The organism is Bacillus cereus group sp. BfR-BA-01380 (assembly GCF_022663535.1).
GTDB lineage: Bacteria > Bacillota > Bacilli > Bacillales > Bacillaceae_G > Bacillus_A > Bacillus_A cereus_BB.
In genome coordinates, this window is record NZ_JAKUFS010000008.1 from 12754 (window position 1) to 30944 (window position 18191).

Genomic DNA, 18191 nt, shown 5'->3' on the forward strand with positions numbered 1-18191 from the left:
GTTCTTCTCAATGCTTGATGAACGTAACGTGCTACCCGTTGAAAGTAGAATTCTCTATATGCTCATGAAAATAAGACATTTCAATTACGCACGACCAACATTCATTCCTTCCCTATGCAAATGCTCGAGGAAGGGGACTTCTGTTGGAGTACTATTAAAATAAATTCATATCATTTTACGGAGGAATCATTCAAATGAATAAAAACGTGACTAGAGTAGCCATTCTACTAACTTCTCTCATTGGCGTTACCGCTTTATTTCTTTACTTCACATGGAATGGTACTCCATGGAAAAAACAAACCGCCATTTCTGAATCAGAAAAGTATATTGTGAAATACTTCGATTTAGATGCGAAAGTCAAAAGCACTTCTTACAATCATAAAATGGATAGTTATGAGATCTCATTTGAAACAAATGAAGGTAAGGATTTTATTATCGAATATAAAGGACCGAACCGCTTTGACATTTCTCCAGGAGTTCAGGAGTACTTAAGTCAACACTCTAAAATTACAAAGTAATAAGGCTAAAACAAAGAAGTAAAAAAGAGCTAGCGTCATGCTAACTCTTTTTTACTTCTTTTGGTCATGCTGCTATATCCTCGTTCTCAACATTTTTAATCCCAATAGCTGCAAGCGGTGTATTTCATCCAAAATACATCGTTTTTTTTGTAACAAAAAAGACAAATTCCGAAAGAAAGATGGGTTGTGAGCAAAGAAAAGGTATGGTATCCTTTTCATTGTTAAGATGTATACAAGTTTTTAGACAACTATACAATATTGTATATCACAAAGAGTTATTATGCATGATCATGAAAGCGGAATCAAAGTATAAGATGCTTTTCATTATTCATGCAAATGTTTCTTTGTAAACATTATAAAACCAAAGTATGGTATCCTTTTCATCATTTAGATGTATACAAGTTTTAGACAACTATACAATATTGTAAAAGATTATTATGCATGATCATGAAAGCGGAATCAAAATGTAAAATATTTTCAGTCATTCATGCAATCGCTTCCTTTTTAAACATCATAAAAAGGAAAGAAAAAATGGATACAACTGTGCACAAGGAAATCCCTCATATGAAACAAATGGCTTAGAAATTACTGAAGCCATCCGATTAATTGGTAGTTAAACATTCATGACTCAGGAAGACCATTTCCTGAATGACAAAAGGAGAGGAATATCACTATGTCTACAATAAATACAAATGTAAGCATGAAGAAAACTCAGGAATATAGTGCTAAGAAAGCAGTACCTGTTACCTTACTGTTATTTCTATTATGTTTAGTAATTGACAATTCGTTTAAGATTATTTCTGTTGATATGGCAAAAGATTTTCACATTTCAGCGACAACAGTTAGCTGGCAAGCAACCTTAGCTGGTCTTGTGATCGGAATTGGGGCAGTCGTTTATGCAGCTTTAGCGGATTCTATTAGTTTTAGAAAACTTTTTACCGCTGGGATTCTTTTAATCTGCGTTGGTTCAGTCATGGGATATATTTTTCAGCATTCGTTTTTACTAGTTGTTATCTCACGAATTATTCAAACTGCCGGTTTAGCATCAGCTGAAACGTTATATGTAATCTTTGTCACAAAGCATTTACCTGCAGATGAACAAAAGAAATTTTTAGGATTAAGTACAAGTAGTTTTGCTCTTTCACAGCTTATCGGTGCATTAACTGGAGGTTATGTTTCAACATATTTCCATTGGACAACTTTATTTTTAATTTCTTTAGTAACACTTTTCACTCTTCCTTTTATTTTGAAATATCTTCCTAAGGAAGAAACGGAAAACAGTCATGTAGATATATTAGGATTATTTCTAGTTGGAGCCATTTCAGCGTCCCTACTACTATATATTACAGATTTCAATTGGCTTTACCTAATCTTGTTTATTGTTGCAATTGCCTTGTTCCTTACTTATATTAGTAAGAACTCAAAAGCTTTTATCGGAATCTCATTCTTCCAAAATAAGCAGTTTATCTCATTGCTTGGCGTTGCGTTTATCATTTACTCTGTACAGTTAGCATATATTTTCCTATTTCCATTCTTGCTTGAAAAGATGTATGGCTTGCAGTTAGATACAATTTCACTATTATTGATTCCAGGCTATATAGCAGCGACTATCGTCGGAGCTCTTTCCGGAAAAGTTGCAAAGGTTATGGGAAGCAAGCAATGTATTACACTTGCTATGTGCAGCATTATGTTCAGCTTACTATTAGGCGGATTCTTTATCAAAACTTCTGTTGTTGTATTCGTAATATCTATGGTTCTATTCTCTAGTTCATTTGCATTCATGTATGCACCATTACTTGAATCTTGCATTTGTACAATTGATAAAGAAAAAACAGGAACAGCAATTGGATTTTATAATTTAACACTTAATGTCGCGATGTCAATCGGTATTGCCTACACAGCAGCGATGATGGACCATTCCGCAATGAAAAAAAGTTTCCTAGGAATGGTAAACAATGCGGATGCTGCCATGTTTAGTAATATCCTATTCATTCTCGTACTCATTGCCCTTTTCAGTTTATCTCTATACTGGATATTAGTAGGACGAAAAGTGAAAAAATAGGTTTATATATATTTCAAGTTAGAATCCTAAGGTTAAAACTTTAGGATTCTTTTTTTATTAGTGAGCGGAGGTTAATGTTGAAATTTCTAAATGGAAAATATTTCATTTCCTCTATACTGGGTTATGATTTTGGACAATCCGATTGATTTGCTTTCATACTGAATATATCGCAGCTAGTTCTTCTTTGCACAGCAATTTTTTGCTCATATATAAACTGCATTCACAAAAAAGAGACTCATTTTTCGGTCAAACAATCAGTCTCTTTCATCGAACTAATTTACTTTCATATTTCTTCTCTGGAAAAATTCGTGAATTTGTTCCTCTTCTCTTTTGTTATAATGCTTCTCTAAAAATTTTTGAAATTGACCTTTTATTTTAAAAATTGAATTGTACGTAATCGGAATTCCTTTTCGCTTTATTACTTCTTCCATTTCCTCCATTTTGCGCTGTTCCTCTGACCACTTGTCCTCTATACATTTCACTTCGATTTTTTCATTCGTATTTGTATAAAATACAAATTTAAAACCCAACTTATTTACTTTTCCAGTCTTATAAGCATCATACACTTCTACCTTTTCAATTTCTCCCCAGCTAGCCCTTTTCGCGCTTCCCCAAAATGGATCCTCAATAATTTCTGTATTGCTTGCGCTAGAATAGAAGAAGAAAGGTAAGTAAAGAATCCCACAAGAACTAATGAAGATTATGAATAGTACCTTTTTTTTGGGTAATACAACCAACAAAATACACAACATAATCCACAGCCCGCTGATAAGAGATGACACTGTAATACTTACTTCTTTTTCCTGCTCATATACAATAGGAGAAAGTGAATAAATATAACTAATCTTACTTGACATAAATAGAGCAAGAACAACTATCGATAGAATCATAGAAAATATTATAATCCCAATGACCTTAGCACCAAAACTTTCATTATCTGTTTTCTTTTTCATTTTACAGCTCCTACCTATCTCTACATCATGTATCTTCATTTCAAATATTTTTTGATTTAAAGACTATAATACATACAAACCATTCAGATAATATCACCTAAATATTCGACCTATGATGTAACCATTTTGCATTGTTATTGGTCACTTCATTTATTTTATTTCGTATTAACTTATTAATATTTTTTGATATGATACAATTTCTTCATTATTCCATATATTCAGTATATCAAAAGAAACGGTAAATTTCTCCATGAATGGGGAAGATTTTTTTGTTTACGCCAAAATTTTGAAATATAATACATATAAAATTTCAAAAAATATTGAAATTTATTTCTTGTAATGTATATTTTAAATATGGGGAATTTCAAAATTTAACCAAAAGGAGTTCTGCTCATGGCTGTAGTAAAAACACGAAATGGAGAATTTCACTATAAGTGTTTTGGAAAAGGTGAACCCATTTTATTTCTTCATGGAAGCGGTGCGTGTTGGAAAATGTGGGAGCCGCAAATTGAATCATTTTCTAAACAATATAAAATGATTCTTATGGATTATAGGGGACACGGGGATTCTATTAAAACATTTCCTAACAATAAGTACAGCTACGAACTAATTGTATCGGACATTGTAGCGTTTTTAGATGAATTGCATATTTCCAACCTTCATGTAATAGGTGTCTCACAAGGAGCAATTCTTGGAACATTATTAGCAATTCATTATCCGTCTTATGTGAAAAAATTAGTGATCTCGAATAGCTACAGTGAATTTCCTTCCCAAGCTTCCAAATGGATATTACATCTTTCTAATTTCATTTTTAGCTTGCTACCTTATACTAAAATTATCAATATGATGATGAAAGTATATAAAAACGACGATTATACACAAAAAATCTTACGTAATTCTTTTTCGATAGATAAAAAAATGCTTCTCATGATAAAAAAAGCACCGTTCCCTACACATACTCATCTTCTTCATCAAATACAATCAGAAACTTTAATTCTTTCAGGAGCAGGGAAGATAGTAACAGGTATAGATGAAGGAAAGGCAGGTAGAACAATTTATAAAAATGTTGCTAATGGTAAACTGGCTTTATTTCAGAATGCATTTGATCCTCTAAATGTGATGAAAAAGGATATTTTCAATGAAATTGTACTTGATTTCCTTAGTAATGTACCGTTTAAAAGATACAGTGAAGTTACGTATGGATAATTTATAATATGATTGACATTGCTTCTTACTAATTACAATGTTTTTGAAAGGTGAATAGATGAAGTATTTATGCTTATCAATAAGTTCTCTTCTTAATTTCATCTTTGGTTTTCTTTTTGGTTATGCTCTGATTTGGTTGTTAATCACCTTCTATGGAGTTGATTGTTTAATTAATGGTTGTTCAGATATGATTGATGAAGAGTGGATTACTATCATTTTTAGCCTCATGATTACTCTCATAATAAGTGGTATTCTTTTGCCAACGTTCATATTTGCGAACCGAAAATTTTTACGCGTTGTGAGGATAAGAAAAAAATATTATTCTCTTTTTATTTTACTATTTTTTGTTTTTGGTATTATGTGTAGATTTTATTTAAGGTGGAATCATATTGGCCCGTTTTAAATGATTATTGTAGAGGAGTTTACAATAGAAATTTCTCTACAATTATAGATAAACAATTTATACAACTATAAAGAAATTGCGGTTAAAATAAAATTGTAAAGGAGGGTTTCATATTATGAATAATATGCCATTGGGGCTAACTTTTATATCGATAGGTATTCTTTTCTTACTGTTGTCTATAACACTTTCATTGCCTACTGCATTATGGGCAGTTTTGCTTAGTACAAGCATTATTTTAAACATATCAGGTACTGTAATTTTAATGCGTTTTATTAAAACAGCACAAAAAGTAAAGTGACCTCATTTCAGACGGTCACTTTATTTTTTGCACATGATCAGCGCTGAAAAAAACATTAAATTTTTCAAGAGCTGTGGTGAAATTCCCCTCCTAGAAACTGAGCTATACCCTGTACGCTTTGGAGCCTCCCCATTAACTCTTGATTTAAGTCAATGACCAGTCATAATCTTCCCATTAAAATGAAACTCAACAATGTAATATAGGAGGTTATTTTATGGATATCACAGTAAAAGAACAATCAAATCAGCGAAAATACGCTCTAACTGCTAGTATATCACTTATCATCATGGCACTTGTTTCCTTCTTTTCCTATGGCTTTGCCCATGCAAGCCTTGTTGTGAAAGGCGATGCTAACGCCACATATAACAATATCATGGCAGCACCTCTCCTTTTCAAGGCCGAAATCTTTGGTTGGCTCATCATCCTGATCACCGACATTGTGGTTGCCTGGGCTTTCTATATCTTCCTAAAGCCCATTCATAAAAACCTTTCATTACTCGGTGCATGGCTCCGTCTTACCTATGCGACGATATTGGGAATTGCCATATTGAATTTGATATTTGTATTGCTTCTCACGAAAAATACAAACTATGTATCTGTATTGAAAATCGATCACCTTCAAGCACATATGATGCTATTTTTGGAAGCATTTGAATCTATTTGGTCGATTGGCTTAATCATTTTTGGCGGGCATCTTATGATTGTGGGCTACTTAGCTTTCAAATCAAGCAGCATACCAACAGTCATTAGCATCTTATTGTTGCTTGCTTCAATAGGTTATATTGTCATTCACCTATGCAACACATTTCTCCCAGAATATGACGGGGTCATTTCCATACTTACATTTGTATTTACTGTACCAATGATTGTAGGAGAATTGGGCTTTGGGATATGGCTCTTGCTTAGAGGAGGAAACGTTCATAAAAGTGTATAACAACTTCCTAAAAGTTATCTTTATAGATTCGTTTCTTGATTCTACTTAATGATTCTGGGGTAATCCCAAGATAACTTGCCAACTGGTGTTGGGGTACACGGTCGATTAAATACGGTCGTTTCTGTAATAATGACTTGTAGCGTTCTTCAGGTGTAGATGCAATAAATGTAGCCAATTCATCTTGTACCTTACCAAAATTGTGCTCGATCATCTTGCGTGTCATTCTTTCCAATTCTGAGTATTTGTTATACATGTCCTTTTCGGTATCAAGATCACCAACAACTAATATACAGTCTTCTAGACAAGTTAAAGAGTACACGGATGACTTATCCTGTTTATGGTGATTGAAATTCGAAATAGCTTGTTCTTCTGTGTAGAAATTGGATGTGATCTCTTTTCCTGCTTCATCTATAGAATACTGCCTAACACATCCCTTCAATACGAAATAGCATTTAGTCGGAACATCTCCTTGTCTAAGGAGCATTGTTCCTTTTTTATATTCTTTAATAAGTATATCTTTCATGATTGCTTGTTGTTCTTCTTCGTTTAGTGTCGTCAATTCAGTCATATACTTCATTAATATTTTTTTCATTTCGCTCTACATTCCCCCCTTTAATTAATAGAACTTTCTTTTTTTATTATAAATCTACTTTAATATATTGGGTGGAAAAATAATCAGTGGGGGATGAAGAAAACCCCCACTGATTAAAGTTTCACTTTATCTCCAATTTGGATACGATTCAAATGTTCTATCTACATATCTTTCTTTTGACTTTATATCTGCATCCTATACTATATAAAGCCATTTTCATTTTTCGACATATAAGTCGCTTCTATGCATGGCCAGACCCTCTCGTCCTTCCCTAAAAAAGAAAGTGGTTTTTATGTCGTTTTTATGTCGTTTTTTTCAACTTATATATATTAGCTTCTCTATTATCTTTTAATATAACAAGTTTATAGCCATGCTCCCTTAACATGTGTAAAATCCCTGCTTTACTCTCTCTTTCAAAATCCCTCGTCCACTTAAACATCTTCAAAAACATGTTAAAACTTGGCTTATAGTTCGCCTTTTCAAGCCTAAGTAGTTGTAAAATGTATCGCTTCGTTATTCTATATATCCTTTTTGAAAGGGTTACATCTAAAAAAATGATAGTATCTGCATGTTGAAAACTTTGAGATACCCATGTATGATGAGCACCTTCAACAATCCAAGCATTGGAACTGACAATATTATTCAGCTTCTCGTCTCTTGCTTCAGGCGTATTTCTTATATCCCCTTTTTCAGACCTTCTCCAAACAACATTGTCTAGCTCGTAATATGGAATCTGCAACTCCGAAGATAATGTTCTTGCTAAAGTTGTTTTTCCGCTCCCGACAGAGCCTATGATGTGAATTTTATTAGGAAGTTTACTTGGCAATACGATCACCTCTTTATGAATCTAGCCTATTGTTTTCAATTATCGCTTTCAAATTTCTTTCATTTAGTCCATTTTGACAAAAATCAAATTTCGTATTCTTTATTCTTTTCACTCGATCAACAATTTGCCCTAAATGATAGGCAGTATGTTCAACAAGATGTAGAAGGCTGTGTATATCTATTTCTACATTTCTATTTACCGCTTTCGCAAACTCTCTTTTCCAATTAGTAAAGGTCTCTTCAATCATGGAACATAACACCGTTGATGATATGTCTAAATAAGGAAAATACTCTTCAATTCCTTCTTCAAACTTTATATCCGGATTCGAGTACCTTGCTGTATTTCTTTTTATATGTTCACAAATGTGTAGGACGATACCACCAATTGAATTCATCACCTTTTCTTGTTCCCACAATTCTTCGTTATGTAAATCATAAATCGCTTGCAGCAACTTAGGGCGATAGTGATCACACATACGATGATATGTAATTTGAAAAACCAATTGCATGTCTATTCACCTCATACTCAACATAATATTTTATTAAATCGTTATTCACAAAATACATAATTATCTTACAATTAATTTCATTTTCCATCTAGAGGAGAAAAAAAGATAGATGAACATTCAAAAAAACGATCCGCGTTGTGGGATCGTTAAAGTCTATTTCTCTTTCAGATGCTGTTGTAATTCGCCTATGACTTTTTGTAAAACAACGTGCTGTTCTCGTGCCACTGCCAATTCTTCTTTTATTAAAGTCAATTCCTCCATCACTGTATCATGAGTCTCGCTTATAATCTTTTCAACTTTTTGTAAAGTATCGTACTGTTCTCGTGCCAACGTTAATTCTTCCTTTACTAAAACCAATTCCTCCATCACCGCATCATGAGTCTCACCGATGACCTTTTCATCTTTTTCCCCAGCGATCCTTGCCACATATCCTATGACAGGCAAGGCAATGCCTTGAAAGATGGTCTGTATCATGTACTGTACCCATTCTACAAGATTATTTGGATGCTGAAAAAAAAGCGGCACAATCACAAGCCCAAAAACGATGTAGAAACAGGCCATTGTAGAAAACCATAAGGCCAGTTTGTCACCAAGCCATGCATTAAAGCGCCGTATCATTCATCACTCCGTATCTAAAATAGAGTTGCTATTTTGTACATTTGAAGAAAAAAATTTGCGTTCTGTTCCATTTGTTTTGCTATTTAAATGCATTTATCCCCCACTGATTAAAGTTTCACTTTACCCCGCATTAACGGGCAGTAATACTCCCGCCTCAAAATTCAGCGGAAGCAAAGAAGTTAGGCGGAAGATAAACTGCCCGTAAAAGCCCGATTGGTTCAACTAATAATCAGTGGGGGATGAAGAAAACCCCCACTGATTAAAGTTTCACTTTATATCAATCTTTTTTACTACGTTTCAGTGACTTAATAAGTAGAATGACAGCATTGATGAGAAGATATACAGTTGCAAATCTCCAAATGGTTTGCTCAACAGGTGGAAACTTCGTCTTATAAATAAACGGTCGAACGCACACATAGATAAAAGCATGATATAAGATTAACAGGTTCATCCACTTAAGGAATGATCTCCAATTTTTCACTGTGATTCCAGCTATAACAACAAGGATTGTAAAATAAAAGAAACTAAGTAAGAGTCCATTTGAAAATCCTGTCAATCCATTAATCATTTCCATTGCCAAAAAATGTCACACCCTTTCATGCATAATGTACTATCATACTATGCTCAAAAAGGACAAGCTGTTTGTACACGTGCACTTTGCAAAAAAATATCATACGTAATTCGTGTATATGTCGATCTCGGCACCATTTTATCAATAAAAAACCCGAATTGTGTACTTTTTTAATGTCCACAATTCGGGTTTCAGTTCAAAAAACGTGTATATGTATCCCGCTATTTGCGGGCAGTAAAACCCCCACTGGTGGAGGGTTCACTTTATCAACCTTTATAAATAATTTAAAATCACTCAAATGTTTCTCAATAATTTTTTGTTCATACCTCTTCTATTTCTGTTAAACGGTATATACAAGAGTAGACATGCAATAAACGCAACAATTTCTAATGAAATAATATAGTAAGGATAAGGGCCTAACATATCAAGTAAGGAAGCTGTTTCTGGCTTATGCGCTAAAAACATATAGTTTCCACCTGTTTTATCGTTGACGAATAAAATAATTGGTAGCAATGCATTTAAAAATAGCATCGTACGCTTAATCGATTGAAAAGTTGGTCTATATCCTTCCACCCATGTCATAAAGAGCGGTGACAAAACGAGTAATGCATGTGCGATGAAATATTCTATGAAGCGAAAATGCGGAAATGCATACTGTAAATTTGGAGTTAAAAGGGCTTGCGATGCCCCAAGAATTCCGGTAAAAAAGACAATTTCATATAGCCTATAACTTTTCGTTATAATCATAATGGATGCCAAGAATAAGCTAATCGTACATAACTCAAATGGCAATGATGTACTGAGTCGAAAAATCCCTGCCTTCACTTGCCATACGTCCAATCCAATTTCACTGCCTATAAACAAAAAAGCAATTGTGTATCGAACCATTATATTCCATTGCTCTTGGCGAAGTAAATCCTGATATTGATATAGAAAATAAATCCCGAAACCAATCAGAAGAAGTATAATAACGTGTTGTTTCGAGTATGGGACAAACGGTTCTAATGGAGCTGCTCGAAAATATGCTTCCATGCTCCCACCTCCTTTCTACAATATTATGGTAAAAAAGGAAAGGCTCGTCAACCAATATACTTTCTCCAAATCCCGAAACAACCACATCACCTCTAAAACTGTAGAGATGATGTGGTTGAGCTTTTTACAAGTCCAAAATCCCCAAGATTTCCTTCGTAAATAATTTGAAGTCACCCAAATGTTTCTCAATAATTTTTTGGACAATGTCTAAGTTTACACTTTGATAATCATGAACAGCAATATTCCGAAATCCTACCATTGCTTTTAAATTATTGCCTAAATCTTTATTTATAACGCTCGCTTCAACTAGTAAATCGAATGCTTCTCGGCTAGATTGTGGTAATCCTAGCTTCTTACTTGCGACAATATGCATCGCTAAATCAATACTCGCTTCACACGCTCGTTGTATATTCAAAATAACCGAATCTTGCTTCGTATAATCTTCTAAATTCTCCGGGTTGTTTTCGTATACATCTTTAATTCTCTTTATACAACGTTCTATTGTAGCAATTTTGTTTACAATCACTTCACTCTTCATGTATAGCACCTCTTTTCTTAATATCATCAAATATAACGCGGCGTTCCTCGTTCAATCTTGCATACATTTTGAGGACTTTCATTTCAAATACAATCTTGCGCTCCTCGTCCGAACAATATATTGTCTTTCCTTCATGAATAATCTGCGCTTGGAAAATCGTTGATGCCTGTGATAAATCAACTAAATCAACATCACTATGAGCAATATTGGCTAACTCCTGCGCTAGTAAAAAACGTTCGTAATTGTCTAAAACTACATCACTAACATATGCTATATCGATATCACTATCTGCTCTTGTCCGATTTTGTGCTGTCGATCCAAATACAATAATCCAATATGGATTTACTGTTTCTTTTAATTTTACAATAATGGATGCTATCATGTTTTGAGGAATCATATTTATCCATCCTCCCTTACCATTCTTATCCTTTATTTTAGCATAACGAGTAATCGACTACATACAAAACCCAAATAATAACTCCCTCCCTATTTTAAACGTCTTTAGAACTTAATGAATGAGACGAATAAAATTTCGCCTTTGATGGTAATAAATTAAGCACACATAAAACAATAGTAATTAATAACATGAAAAATGCGCCTACGATAACTACTACTTGAATAGAAATGAATTTTGTTGCAACTCCAAAAACAATGGTTGTAACAATCGTAAGGATTGCTATGAGTAATTGATACATACTCCCAATCCTCCCCATCATATCTACTGGTACATTGTTTTGATAAAAAGTATAAAATCCTGTATTGGCAAAAGCCATCGCAAAAGAAAGAATGAAGAAACCGATCGCTGCTATTAAAAAAGAATTTGAAAAAGCATAAATCATATAACCAATTGAAATACACAACGACCCTATACTAATTAAAACAGACGTTGCTAATTTTTTTGTGAAAATGGTGTTTACTATCGCTCCAGCAATAATACCAGCTCCAGCAATACTTACTAGGAATCCATATTGACTATCTGACAACAAAAGAATTTCTTTAGAAAAAGACAGTTCAAGCGAATCCATTGCTGTGGCGAATACCATCATTCCATGAAATAAAAAATAAATACATACAATATATACATATTGTCTACTAAAATGCAAAACTACGTTCCAATCTTTTTTCAATAATGTCAATGATAGCTTGTTATGAGATGTATCTAAAAGGGGTTCTTTTTCAAGATTTGGCATTAGTAATGTAATCATTCCCGATATAAACAATGCAAGAGCATTCATACCAATAGCAACCCCGGGAGTACTAGTTATTAAAAGTACTCCCGCTATTGCTGGTCCAATTAAAAATGCTCCAGAGTTTATTAAGCTACGAAATGAATTAAAACGGTGCCTTTGTTCTGGTGAAATTAATTTTGTCATATATGTCATAGCTGTTGGTTCATAGATAGCACTAGCCATACTTATACAAAAAACAATCATATAAATGAACCAAATAGATGGAAGGAATGGTAAAACGGCGATGAATAATGCGCGATATATATCAAGGTGAATCATTAATTTACGTTTATTTAGACGATCTATCATACTTCCTGCCCATACATTCGTAAATAACGTAGCCAATGGTCTAATAACGTATAAAGCAGCTACAGCTAAAGGTGATCCCCCCATATTGTAGACGAGAATATTCAAGACAATTAAATAAATCCATGCACCAAGATTAGCAATACCAATCCCAGACAATAAAAGTATTGGATATTTCCATGATTCAAAAGTTTTTTTCACTTGTATGATCCCCCTTAAAATAAAAAATTTTTAGCTGTCCTCAATTTTTCCAATAAAAAAAATCTCACCCCCAAGACTTTAAGCCTTGGGGGCGAGATTTATCATCGCGGTGCCACCCCAGTTTATTAGTATGTCACCATACTAAACTTATCAGGTACGCATAAAAAAAATGATTATACCTTAGCTCTATAACGGGAGCTCCCGTCATACCACCCCCTTTTTTCAAGGTTCCGGTATGATGCTCAGAGGCTTGGTTCAATAAAGAATTCTTACTCCTTCTCAGCTAATGGGAGCTCTCTGTGAAAAATTTACTTCATCTACTCTTCTCGTCATCGCATGTAATTTTTTACATATTATCACAAGTTCTTTTCGTTGTAAACGGAATATTCAAACTAATTGTCATATTTAAATTTTACTTTACCAGCAATTCGGCTAACAAAACGCATTAATTTTTTATGGTGGGTACAATAAAAAATTAATTTCACTTGAACATTGATTTGTTTATACACTTTATGAACACGATTATAGCTATAAAATGTTAATATTATTGAGTTTTACCCTCTGTCCATAAACATAAGATTTTCTGAACAAATATCTCCTAACGTACAGAAAAAAGGTTAATTATGACAAGAATGTGTCTAAATGTACGAAATTCCCGGAATGATATGGTGAGGCCAATTAGAGGAGTATGGTATATTTGAAAAAGCGCCGATATACTTACGACTAAGTAAAAAAGCGCCCTGTAAACAGGGCGCTTCACTTTTAATTAATGACTCTTATTAGCACTTGGGTATAACGTTGTTCCTCCAATTGAAACTTTAATTTCATTTGTTAATGGAACATTTTGTTCATCAACAATTGTTCTCCACCATTCCCATGCAAGACCTGTACATTCTTTTGCTCGGACTTTTATATTTTTCGCATTCGGTGGTAATGGGATTACTGTATTGAAATGAGCAGTTCTATCTTTTCCATTTCCTTCCCAAGTTTTATGGGATAGTACTTCTTTCCCATTTTCATCATATGAGAATTCATCCCAAGATACATTAAATTGAGCAACATACGCACCAGTATGATCAAGCGTCATTTTCGCACTAGAATATTCTGTAGTTGTAGTCTCGATATAATCTGTATTGTTATGAACAGCAGCAGTTGCGTTATCTTTTAAGAAAGAGCTTGTATATGAAATTGGGTATGCAGGATTTTTAGAACTTAATTCTGCATTATCTTTAAGTACATTTCGGATTTCATTAAAATCTTTTGTAACAACCTTGTTATGCTCTTTTGCATCTCCGCCTAATACTACAGCAGTAAAGGTACTGTCTTCAAAAATATCTTTGTACTGTCCACTCGCTTCAACGCCTTGACCCTTGATTAAGGCTTTAAAAGCAGCTTGTACATCTTTGCTCTTAGATGATGTTTCTAATTTCACATAAACTGTTCTACCATAAGCTACATTTGACACCATAACAGGCGGAGCCTCATTGCTTACTCCTTTACGATTTAACTCGTCAAACGTAACACTATTATCAAAAAGGTCTGATGGATTGTTAGGTAGTTCTGCACTTACGGTATAAAAGATTTGCTTATATGCCGCAACCATCACTTTTTTCTCTCCATCTGCAACCGCTTTAAAATCAATGTTCAGTGCATTATCAAGATATTTAGCGTTAACATTAAGAGCACTTGCTATTTGAGATTTACTATACACCATAGATTCTGTATACTGCATTCTTGCAGGTAACGTATGTGTTGCTGAATACTTTTCATTCCAAGTAGATACTAACTCATCTACTGCTCCAGACACATTACCATATGTAGGATTTTGGACAGTAACTGTATTTTCTTTTTTCATACCAGGTAAGTCTATACTAATATTCAAAGGTTTTCTCTTAGCTACTAATAAATCAGGTTGATTGTCTGCAAAAGCTTTATTTGCAAGTTGTACTGCTCCTGGATAAGTACGATTAGCCACAGAATCAATAATCGAAATATCCACTGGTGAAGTCGTTAGTGATTTTTTCTCACGTTCAACTACTACAAATTTACCATTTGAATTTGTACTTTCTTTTGGAACAAAACTCTCTACTTTATCACCATTTACCGCTAAAACCTCTTGATTATTATACTTTAAATTTCCTATACCAGTATCAATGTCAATAGCTTTTTTTACCTGATCAGCTGAATTACTTTTAGGTGTTTCAGCGAAGGAAATAGAAGAATAATTAAAAGTGCATAAGCCAATTGATAAACATGCTAGTAATTTGATTCCTTTTGTATTTTTTGCATTTTTCAAAAAACTCAACCCCTTCTTTTTTTTCGTATTAAGGTATGATAATGATTTATAAATAATTGCTAAATAGTGAACTTACATAAATGCTTTTAAAAGTTCTTGCACGAATGGGAGTAATCCACCGATAAATTTTAAAATTGTCATTGCGATTGTCATATGATTTCCTCCTCTTTTATTGTTACGATGTGATTTATCTTTATGCTCTTATTATAGTAAGCGCTTATGTTTTTATCAATACATCCTCATATGCAATGTTGCATATGAGGATGTAGCAGGTTCCTTTTGTAGTGTTAATAAGAGTAGCATTAATCATATTTTTCATTCGCAGATCATGATCTTCCTGTTGGTTTGGAATAAAGTCACGATGTTTTGAAGAAAGTTGCAACGTTTCTAAAAAAGATGCGATGCTTTATCTCCTTAATCAAAGAATTGTTAATGATTTTGGACTAACTTTTTTCTATATGAACAATATGTGAAAGCGCTCACAAAATTATTATATTATGTTAGAATAATAAGGAAATAAATCCAGAAATGTTAGAGGAGGAAGGCAAAATGAAGTTACATAGTATCAAAAAAGCATGTGTAGCAGTAGCCGTTACTACCTTAATAGTTGGAGGATTCGCCCTTCCCGCAAGCGCTTGCACCTCGGTTTTTGCAGGAAAAAAAGCAACCGCAGATGATTCGGTCATGGTTGCACGAAATGAGGACGTATCTAGTGCATGGTCGAAACATGTCAAGGTATTCCCTCGCAAAACACATAAATCAGGGGAAAAACTAAAATTTGAAACTGGACTAACAGTAGATCAACCAAAGGTATCCTATAAGTATATTGCAATACCAGACTGGGATCCTTCAAAAGGGCCTTTTGAAGAAGCAGGGATAAATGAATACGGAGTAGCTATTTCTGCTACAAATAGTGCTTATGCAAATAAAAAAGCAGAAGCATCTGATCCATTTGTGAAAAAAGGTGTTAGCGAATCAGTTATTCCAACCTTAATTTTACCACGTGTTAAAACAGCCCGTGAAGGTGCTGAATTACTAGGACAGTACATTGAAAAGTATGGTTCTGCTGAAGCAAATGGCGTTGCGATCGCAGATAAGAATGAAATTTGGTACTTTGAGGTTGGAACAGGACATCAATGGGTAGCAGAAAGAGTACCTGATAATGCTTATTTAATTGTTGCGAATGGATTAAGAATCGATAATGTGAATCTTTCCGATACGAAAAACTTCATGGGCTCTAAAACATTAATTTCTCATGCAGTTGAAAAAGGCTTAATACCAAACAATAACAAAGATAATAATCAAAAATTTGATTTTGCTGGAACTTACGGTGATGTTGGTCAAAAATACAATACACGTAGAGAATGGTGGGGACAAAAGACATTTACTCCATCTACAAACCAAGATGCTGAATTAACACGTTATCCATTATTTATGATTCCGGATCAGAAAATTACGCCAAAACAAGTGATGAAATTCTTGGGCTCTCACTATGAAGGTACTCCATATGACACTTCTACAAGTACAGGTAAAGATGAGCGTGCTGTTGGTGTAGATCGTACAGTGGAATCCCATGTTATTCAACTAAGATCTAATATGCCTGCTGATATTGCCAATGTTATGTGGCTTAGCCTAGCAAGCCCGGAATATAGTGTTTATTTACCATTCTATCAAGGAACATATGACACACCAACTGCTTTTAAACTTGGTAATGACAAATATGATGATCAATCCGCTTACTGGGCTTTCCGTGCACCAGCTGCTTTAGCTGCAACAAACCCAGACACACTTGGAGTAGGATTAAAAAACTATTGGGGTAAATACGAGGATCAGTTATTTGCAAAACAAAGTTCGGTTGAAAAAAAAGCTACTGAGCTTTATAAGGAAGACAAACAAAAAGCAATTAAGTATTTAAATAAATATAGTAATGACACGGCTACAGATGCATTTACAAAAGCAAAACAATTAAGAAATGAATTAATTACGGATATTGCAAAAAAATCAAAAGACGTCTTTAATCCAGATCTATAAGAAATGAAGAAACTTTGGAGTCAGTCCTCACAGCTTTTAAGCTGCGGGGCTGACTCCTTTCCCTTTACCTCTTGTATAATTTTTTCATAAATATTTATACATTAACATATTTTAAAAATAATTATAGACGTAGATAGCTAAATTCGCTGGGTCCACATACCATATGACGGAAAAACTTCTTTTAACTTCGCAAACGTTTCATCGCACCATGTTTTGGAGTTGAAATCACCAATAATGATACGCTGATTTCCATCGTCTAGAGATTGCGTCCACATCCCGTAGTCCGGGAAAATACCTTTGATTGTCTGATATACTTCTTCTATCCATTCAATCGAATTGAAGTCTCCTATAAAAATACGATAAAGTTCCTGAGCATTTATGAACCATTCGAGCGTTTTATCTCCGTTTAAATCATTTAAATCTACTTTTCCAATTCCATCAAGCCATCCCCCTGTTTCTCCATCTGCATATTGCCATAAATCGCATTCATATTTAGGTTTTCTGCCTCCATATCGTGGAATCCATAAGAAATCAGCTTGTACATTTTCTAATCCATAAGATCCATACATATGATGCGATACATATAAGCCAACTTTCCAACCAGCATCCTGGCAAGTAGTAATAAATCTTTGTGTTGCTTCTGCTAGATTCGTAGCTCCGCAGCTTGCTAGCGTATCATCTTCAACATCTAACACAAGAAATTTTGCATTTGGATTTACGCGCGCTAAAAAATCTTCGGCCTCCACAATGGCATCTGCAATGCTTACATAACAACCGTAAGCATACGCAGCATGTGGAATTCCATATGCTTCTAAGTTTTGAACATGTTCATTGTACAGTGGATCTATCTTCCTTGAGCCATATTGAACACGGCAGATTGCTAAATCAAGTTGCGGCGCAGCCATATCCCAATCGATATTATCATTGTATTTTGATAGGTCTACGATATGTTTCGTCATTATTCAACATCCCCCTTTTCGTTTTCGTAATATAAATAACCGTTCTACAAGTACATTTGGCAATGATTGTCTTAAAATAATTCGGATTTAATGGTCATTCATCTATTAAG

The 18191-nt window shown here is 34.0% G+C and carries 18 protein-coding genes and 1 other annotated feature; of the genes, 6 read left to right on the forward strand and 12 right to left on the reverse strand.

What is annotated here, in order from left to right; translation table 11 throughout:
• Positions 1-194 precede the first annotated feature (194 nt).
• Together MR076_RS09505 and MR076_RS09510 are read left to right on the forward strand one after the other, a co-directional pair.
• Entirely contained in the window at positions 195-518 is a 324-nt protein-coding gene (locus tag MR076_RS09505) for a YfjL-like protein (RefSeq protein WP_242220020.1), read from the forward strand.
• A gap of 673 nt (positions 519-1191) precedes the next feature.
• The gene (locus MR076_RS09510; RefSeq protein ID WP_242220023.1) at positions 1192-2580 is read left to right on the forward strand and encodes an MFS transporter; all 1389 of its coding nucleotides are present in this window, start codon (positions 1192-1194) and stop codon (positions 2578-2580) included.
• 272 nt (positions 2581-2852) lie between these two features.
• Here MR076_RS09510 and MR076_RS09515 read toward each other — a convergent pair whose 3' ends face one another.
• Positions 2853-3533 (reverse strand): hypothetical protein, encoded by a 681-nt coding sequence (locus MR076_RS09515; protein ID WP_242220025.1) that lies wholly within the window; start codon positions 3531-3533, stop codon positions 2853-2855.
• A gap of 393 nt (positions 3534-3926) precedes the next feature.
• Here MR076_RS09515 and MR076_RS09520 point away from each other — a divergent pair, with 393 nt between their 5' ends.
• The 3 genes from MR076_RS09520 (at position 3927) to MR076_RS09530 (ending at position 6374) form a co-directional block, all read left to right on the forward strand.
• Complete coding sequence (locus MR076_RS09520; RefSeq protein WP_242220027.1) at positions 3927-4739, forward strand: alpha/beta fold hydrolase; 813 nt, start codon at positions 3927-3929, stop codon at positions 4737-4739.
• Positions 4740-5257: 518 nt separating this feature from the next.
• A complete protein-coding gene (locus MR076_RS09525; protein ID WP_242220029.1) occupies positions 5258-5440 on the forward strand; it encodes a hypothetical protein in 183 nt (60 codons plus the stop codon).
• Between the two features lie 214 nt (positions 5441-5654).
• Entirely contained in the window at positions 5655-6374 is a 720-nt protein-coding gene (locus MR076_RS09530; RefSeq protein WP_242220031.1) for a DUF4386 domain-containing protein, read from the forward strand.
• A 7-nt stretch (positions 6375-6381) separates the two neighbouring features.
• On the opposite strand, the gene MR076_RS09535 is transcribed toward MR076_RS09530, so the two are convergent.
• The 10 genes from MR076_RS09535 to MR076_RS09580 form a co-directional block, all read right to left on the reverse strand.
• Positions 6382-6966 carry a Crp/Fnr family transcriptional regulator gene (locus MR076_RS09535; RefSeq protein WP_242220033.1) on the reverse strand — a complete coding sequence of 195 codons (585 nt, stop codon included), beginning with the start codon at positions 6964-6966 and terminating at the stop codon, positions 6382-6384.
• Positions 6967-7267: 301 nt separating this feature from the next.
• Positions 7268-7792, reverse strand: a complete 525-nt coding sequence (locus tag MR076_RS09540; RefSeq protein WP_242220034.1) for an AAA family ATPase — start codon at positions 7790-7792, stop codon at positions 7268-7270.
• A gap of 13 nt (positions 7793-7805) precedes the next feature.
• Positions 7806-8300 carry a hypothetical protein gene (locus MR076_RS09545; protein WP_242220037.1) on the reverse strand — a complete coding sequence of 165 codons (495 nt, stop codon included), beginning with the start codon at positions 8298-8300 and terminating at the stop codon, positions 7806-7808.
• A 153-nt stretch (positions 8301-8453) separates the two neighbouring features.
• Positions 8454-8918: a hypothetical protein gene (locus MR076_RS09550; RefSeq protein ID WP_242220039.1), complete on the reverse strand. Its 465-nt coding sequence runs from the start codon at positions 8916-8918 to the stop codon at positions 8454-8456.
• A 277-nt stretch (positions 8919-9195) separates the two neighbouring features.
• The gene (locus MR076_RS09555) at positions 9196-9498 is read right to left on the reverse strand and encodes a hypothetical protein (protein WP_242220041.1); all 303 of its coding nucleotides are present in this window, start codon (positions 9496-9498) and stop codon (positions 9196-9198) included.
• A 285-nt stretch (positions 9499-9783) separates the two neighbouring features.
• On the reverse strand, positions 9784-10521 hold the full coding sequence (locus tag MR076_RS09560) for a YwaF family protein (RefSeq protein ID WP_242220043.1): 738 nt from the start codon (positions 10519-10521) through the stop codon (positions 9784-9786).
• Between the two features lie 124 nt (positions 10522-10645).
• Complete coding sequence (hepT, locus tag MR076_RS09565; protein ID WP_242220045.1) at positions 10646-11059, reverse strand: type VII toxin-antitoxin system HepT family RNase toxin; 414 nt, start codon at positions 11057-11059, stop codon at positions 10646-10648.
• Positions 11049-11456 carry a type VII toxin-antitoxin system MntA family adenylyltransferase antitoxin gene (gene mntA / locus MR076_RS09570; protein WP_242220047.1) on the reverse strand — a complete coding sequence of 136 codons (408 nt, stop codon included), beginning with the start codon at positions 11454-11456 and terminating at the stop codon, positions 11049-11051. The genes hepT and mntA overlap by 11 nt, the downstream gene beginning before the upstream one ends.
• 94 nt (positions 11457-11550) lie before the next feature.
• Positions 11551-12795 (reverse strand): MFS transporter, encoded by a 1245-nt coding sequence (locus MR076_RS09575; RefSeq protein WP_242220049.1) that lies wholly within the window; start codon positions 12793-12795, stop codon positions 11551-11553.
• Between the two features lie 84 nt (positions 12796-12879).
• Positions 12880-13137, reverse strand: a binding site (T-box leader).
• Positions 13138-13561: 424 nt separating this feature from the next.
• Complete coding sequence (locus tag MR076_RS09580) at positions 13562-15091, reverse strand: thiol-activated cytolysin family protein (protein WP_242220051.1); 1530 nt, start codon at positions 15089-15091, stop codon at positions 13562-13564.
• Positions 15092-15640: 549 nt separating this feature from the next.
• Between MR076_RS09580 and MR076_RS09585 the strand changes: the two genes are divergently transcribed.
• A complete protein-coding gene (locus MR076_RS09585; RefSeq protein WP_242220053.1) occupies positions 15641-17122 on the forward strand; it encodes a C69 family dipeptidase in 1482 nt (493 codons plus the stop codon).
• Between the two features lie 137 nt (positions 17123-17259).
• Here MR076_RS09585 and MR076_RS09590 read toward each other — a convergent pair whose 3' ends face one another.
• Positions 17260-18081, reverse strand: a complete 822-nt coding sequence (locus tag MR076_RS09590; protein WP_242220055.1) for a GH25 family lysozyme — start codon at positions 18079-18081, stop codon at positions 17260-17262.
• Positions 18082-18191: the final 110 nt, after the last annotated feature.

Excerpts from the sequence above, each read along its gene's own strand:
- MR076_RS09505 (WP_242220020.1), top strand. The coding sequence starts at position 195 with ATGAATAAAAACGTGACTAGAGTAGCCATTCTACTAACTTCTCTCATT.
- MR076_RS09510 (WP_242220023.1), top strand. The coding sequence starts at position 1,192 with ATGTCTACAATAAATACAAATGTAAGCATGAAGAAAACTCAGGAATAT.
- MR076_RS09515 (WP_242220025.1), bottom strand. The coding sequence starts at position 3,533 with ATGAAAAAGAAAACAGATAATGAAAGTTTTGGTGCTAAGGTCATTGGG.
- MR076_RS09520 (WP_242220027.1), top strand. The coding sequence starts at position 3,927 with ATGGCTGTAGTAAAAACACGAAATGGAGAATTTCACTATAAGTGTTTT.
- MR076_RS09525 (WP_242220029.1), top strand. The coding sequence starts at position 5,258 with ATGAATAATATGCCATTGGGGCTAACTTTTATATCGATAGGTATTCTT.
- MR076_RS09530 (WP_242220031.1), top strand. The coding sequence starts at position 5,655 with ATGGATATCACAGTAAAAGAACAATCAAATCAGCGAAAATACGCTCTA.
- MR076_RS09535 (WP_242220033.1), bottom strand. The coding sequence starts at position 6,966 with ATGAAAAAAATATTAATGAAGTATATGACTGAATTGACGACACTAAAC.
- MR076_RS09545 (WP_242220037.1), bottom strand. The coding sequence starts at position 8,300 with ATGCAATTGGTTTTTCAAATTACATATCATCGTATGTGTGATCACTAT.
- MR076_RS09550 (WP_242220039.1), bottom strand. The coding sequence starts at position 8,918 with ATGATACGGCGCTTTAATGCATGGCTTGGTGACAAACTGGCCTTATGG.
- MR076_RS09560 (WP_242220043.1), bottom strand. The coding sequence starts at position 10,521 with ATGGAAGCATATTTTCGAGCAGCTCCATTAGAACCGTTTGTCCCATAC.
- hepT (WP_242220045.1), bottom strand. The coding sequence starts at position 11,059 with ATGAAGAGTGAAGTGATTGTAAACAAAATTGCTACAATAGAACGTTGT.
- mntA (WP_242220047.1), bottom strand. The coding sequence starts at position 11,456 with ATGATTCCTCAAAACATGATAGCATCCATTATTGTAAAATTAAAAGAA.
- MR076_RS09585 (WP_242220053.1), top strand. The coding sequence starts at position 15,641 with ATGAAGTTACATAGTATCAAAAAAGCATGTGTAGCAGTAGCCGTTACT.
- MR076_RS09590 (WP_242220055.1), bottom strand. The coding sequence starts at position 18,081 with ATGACGAAACATATCGTAGACCTATCAAAATACAATGATAATATCGAT.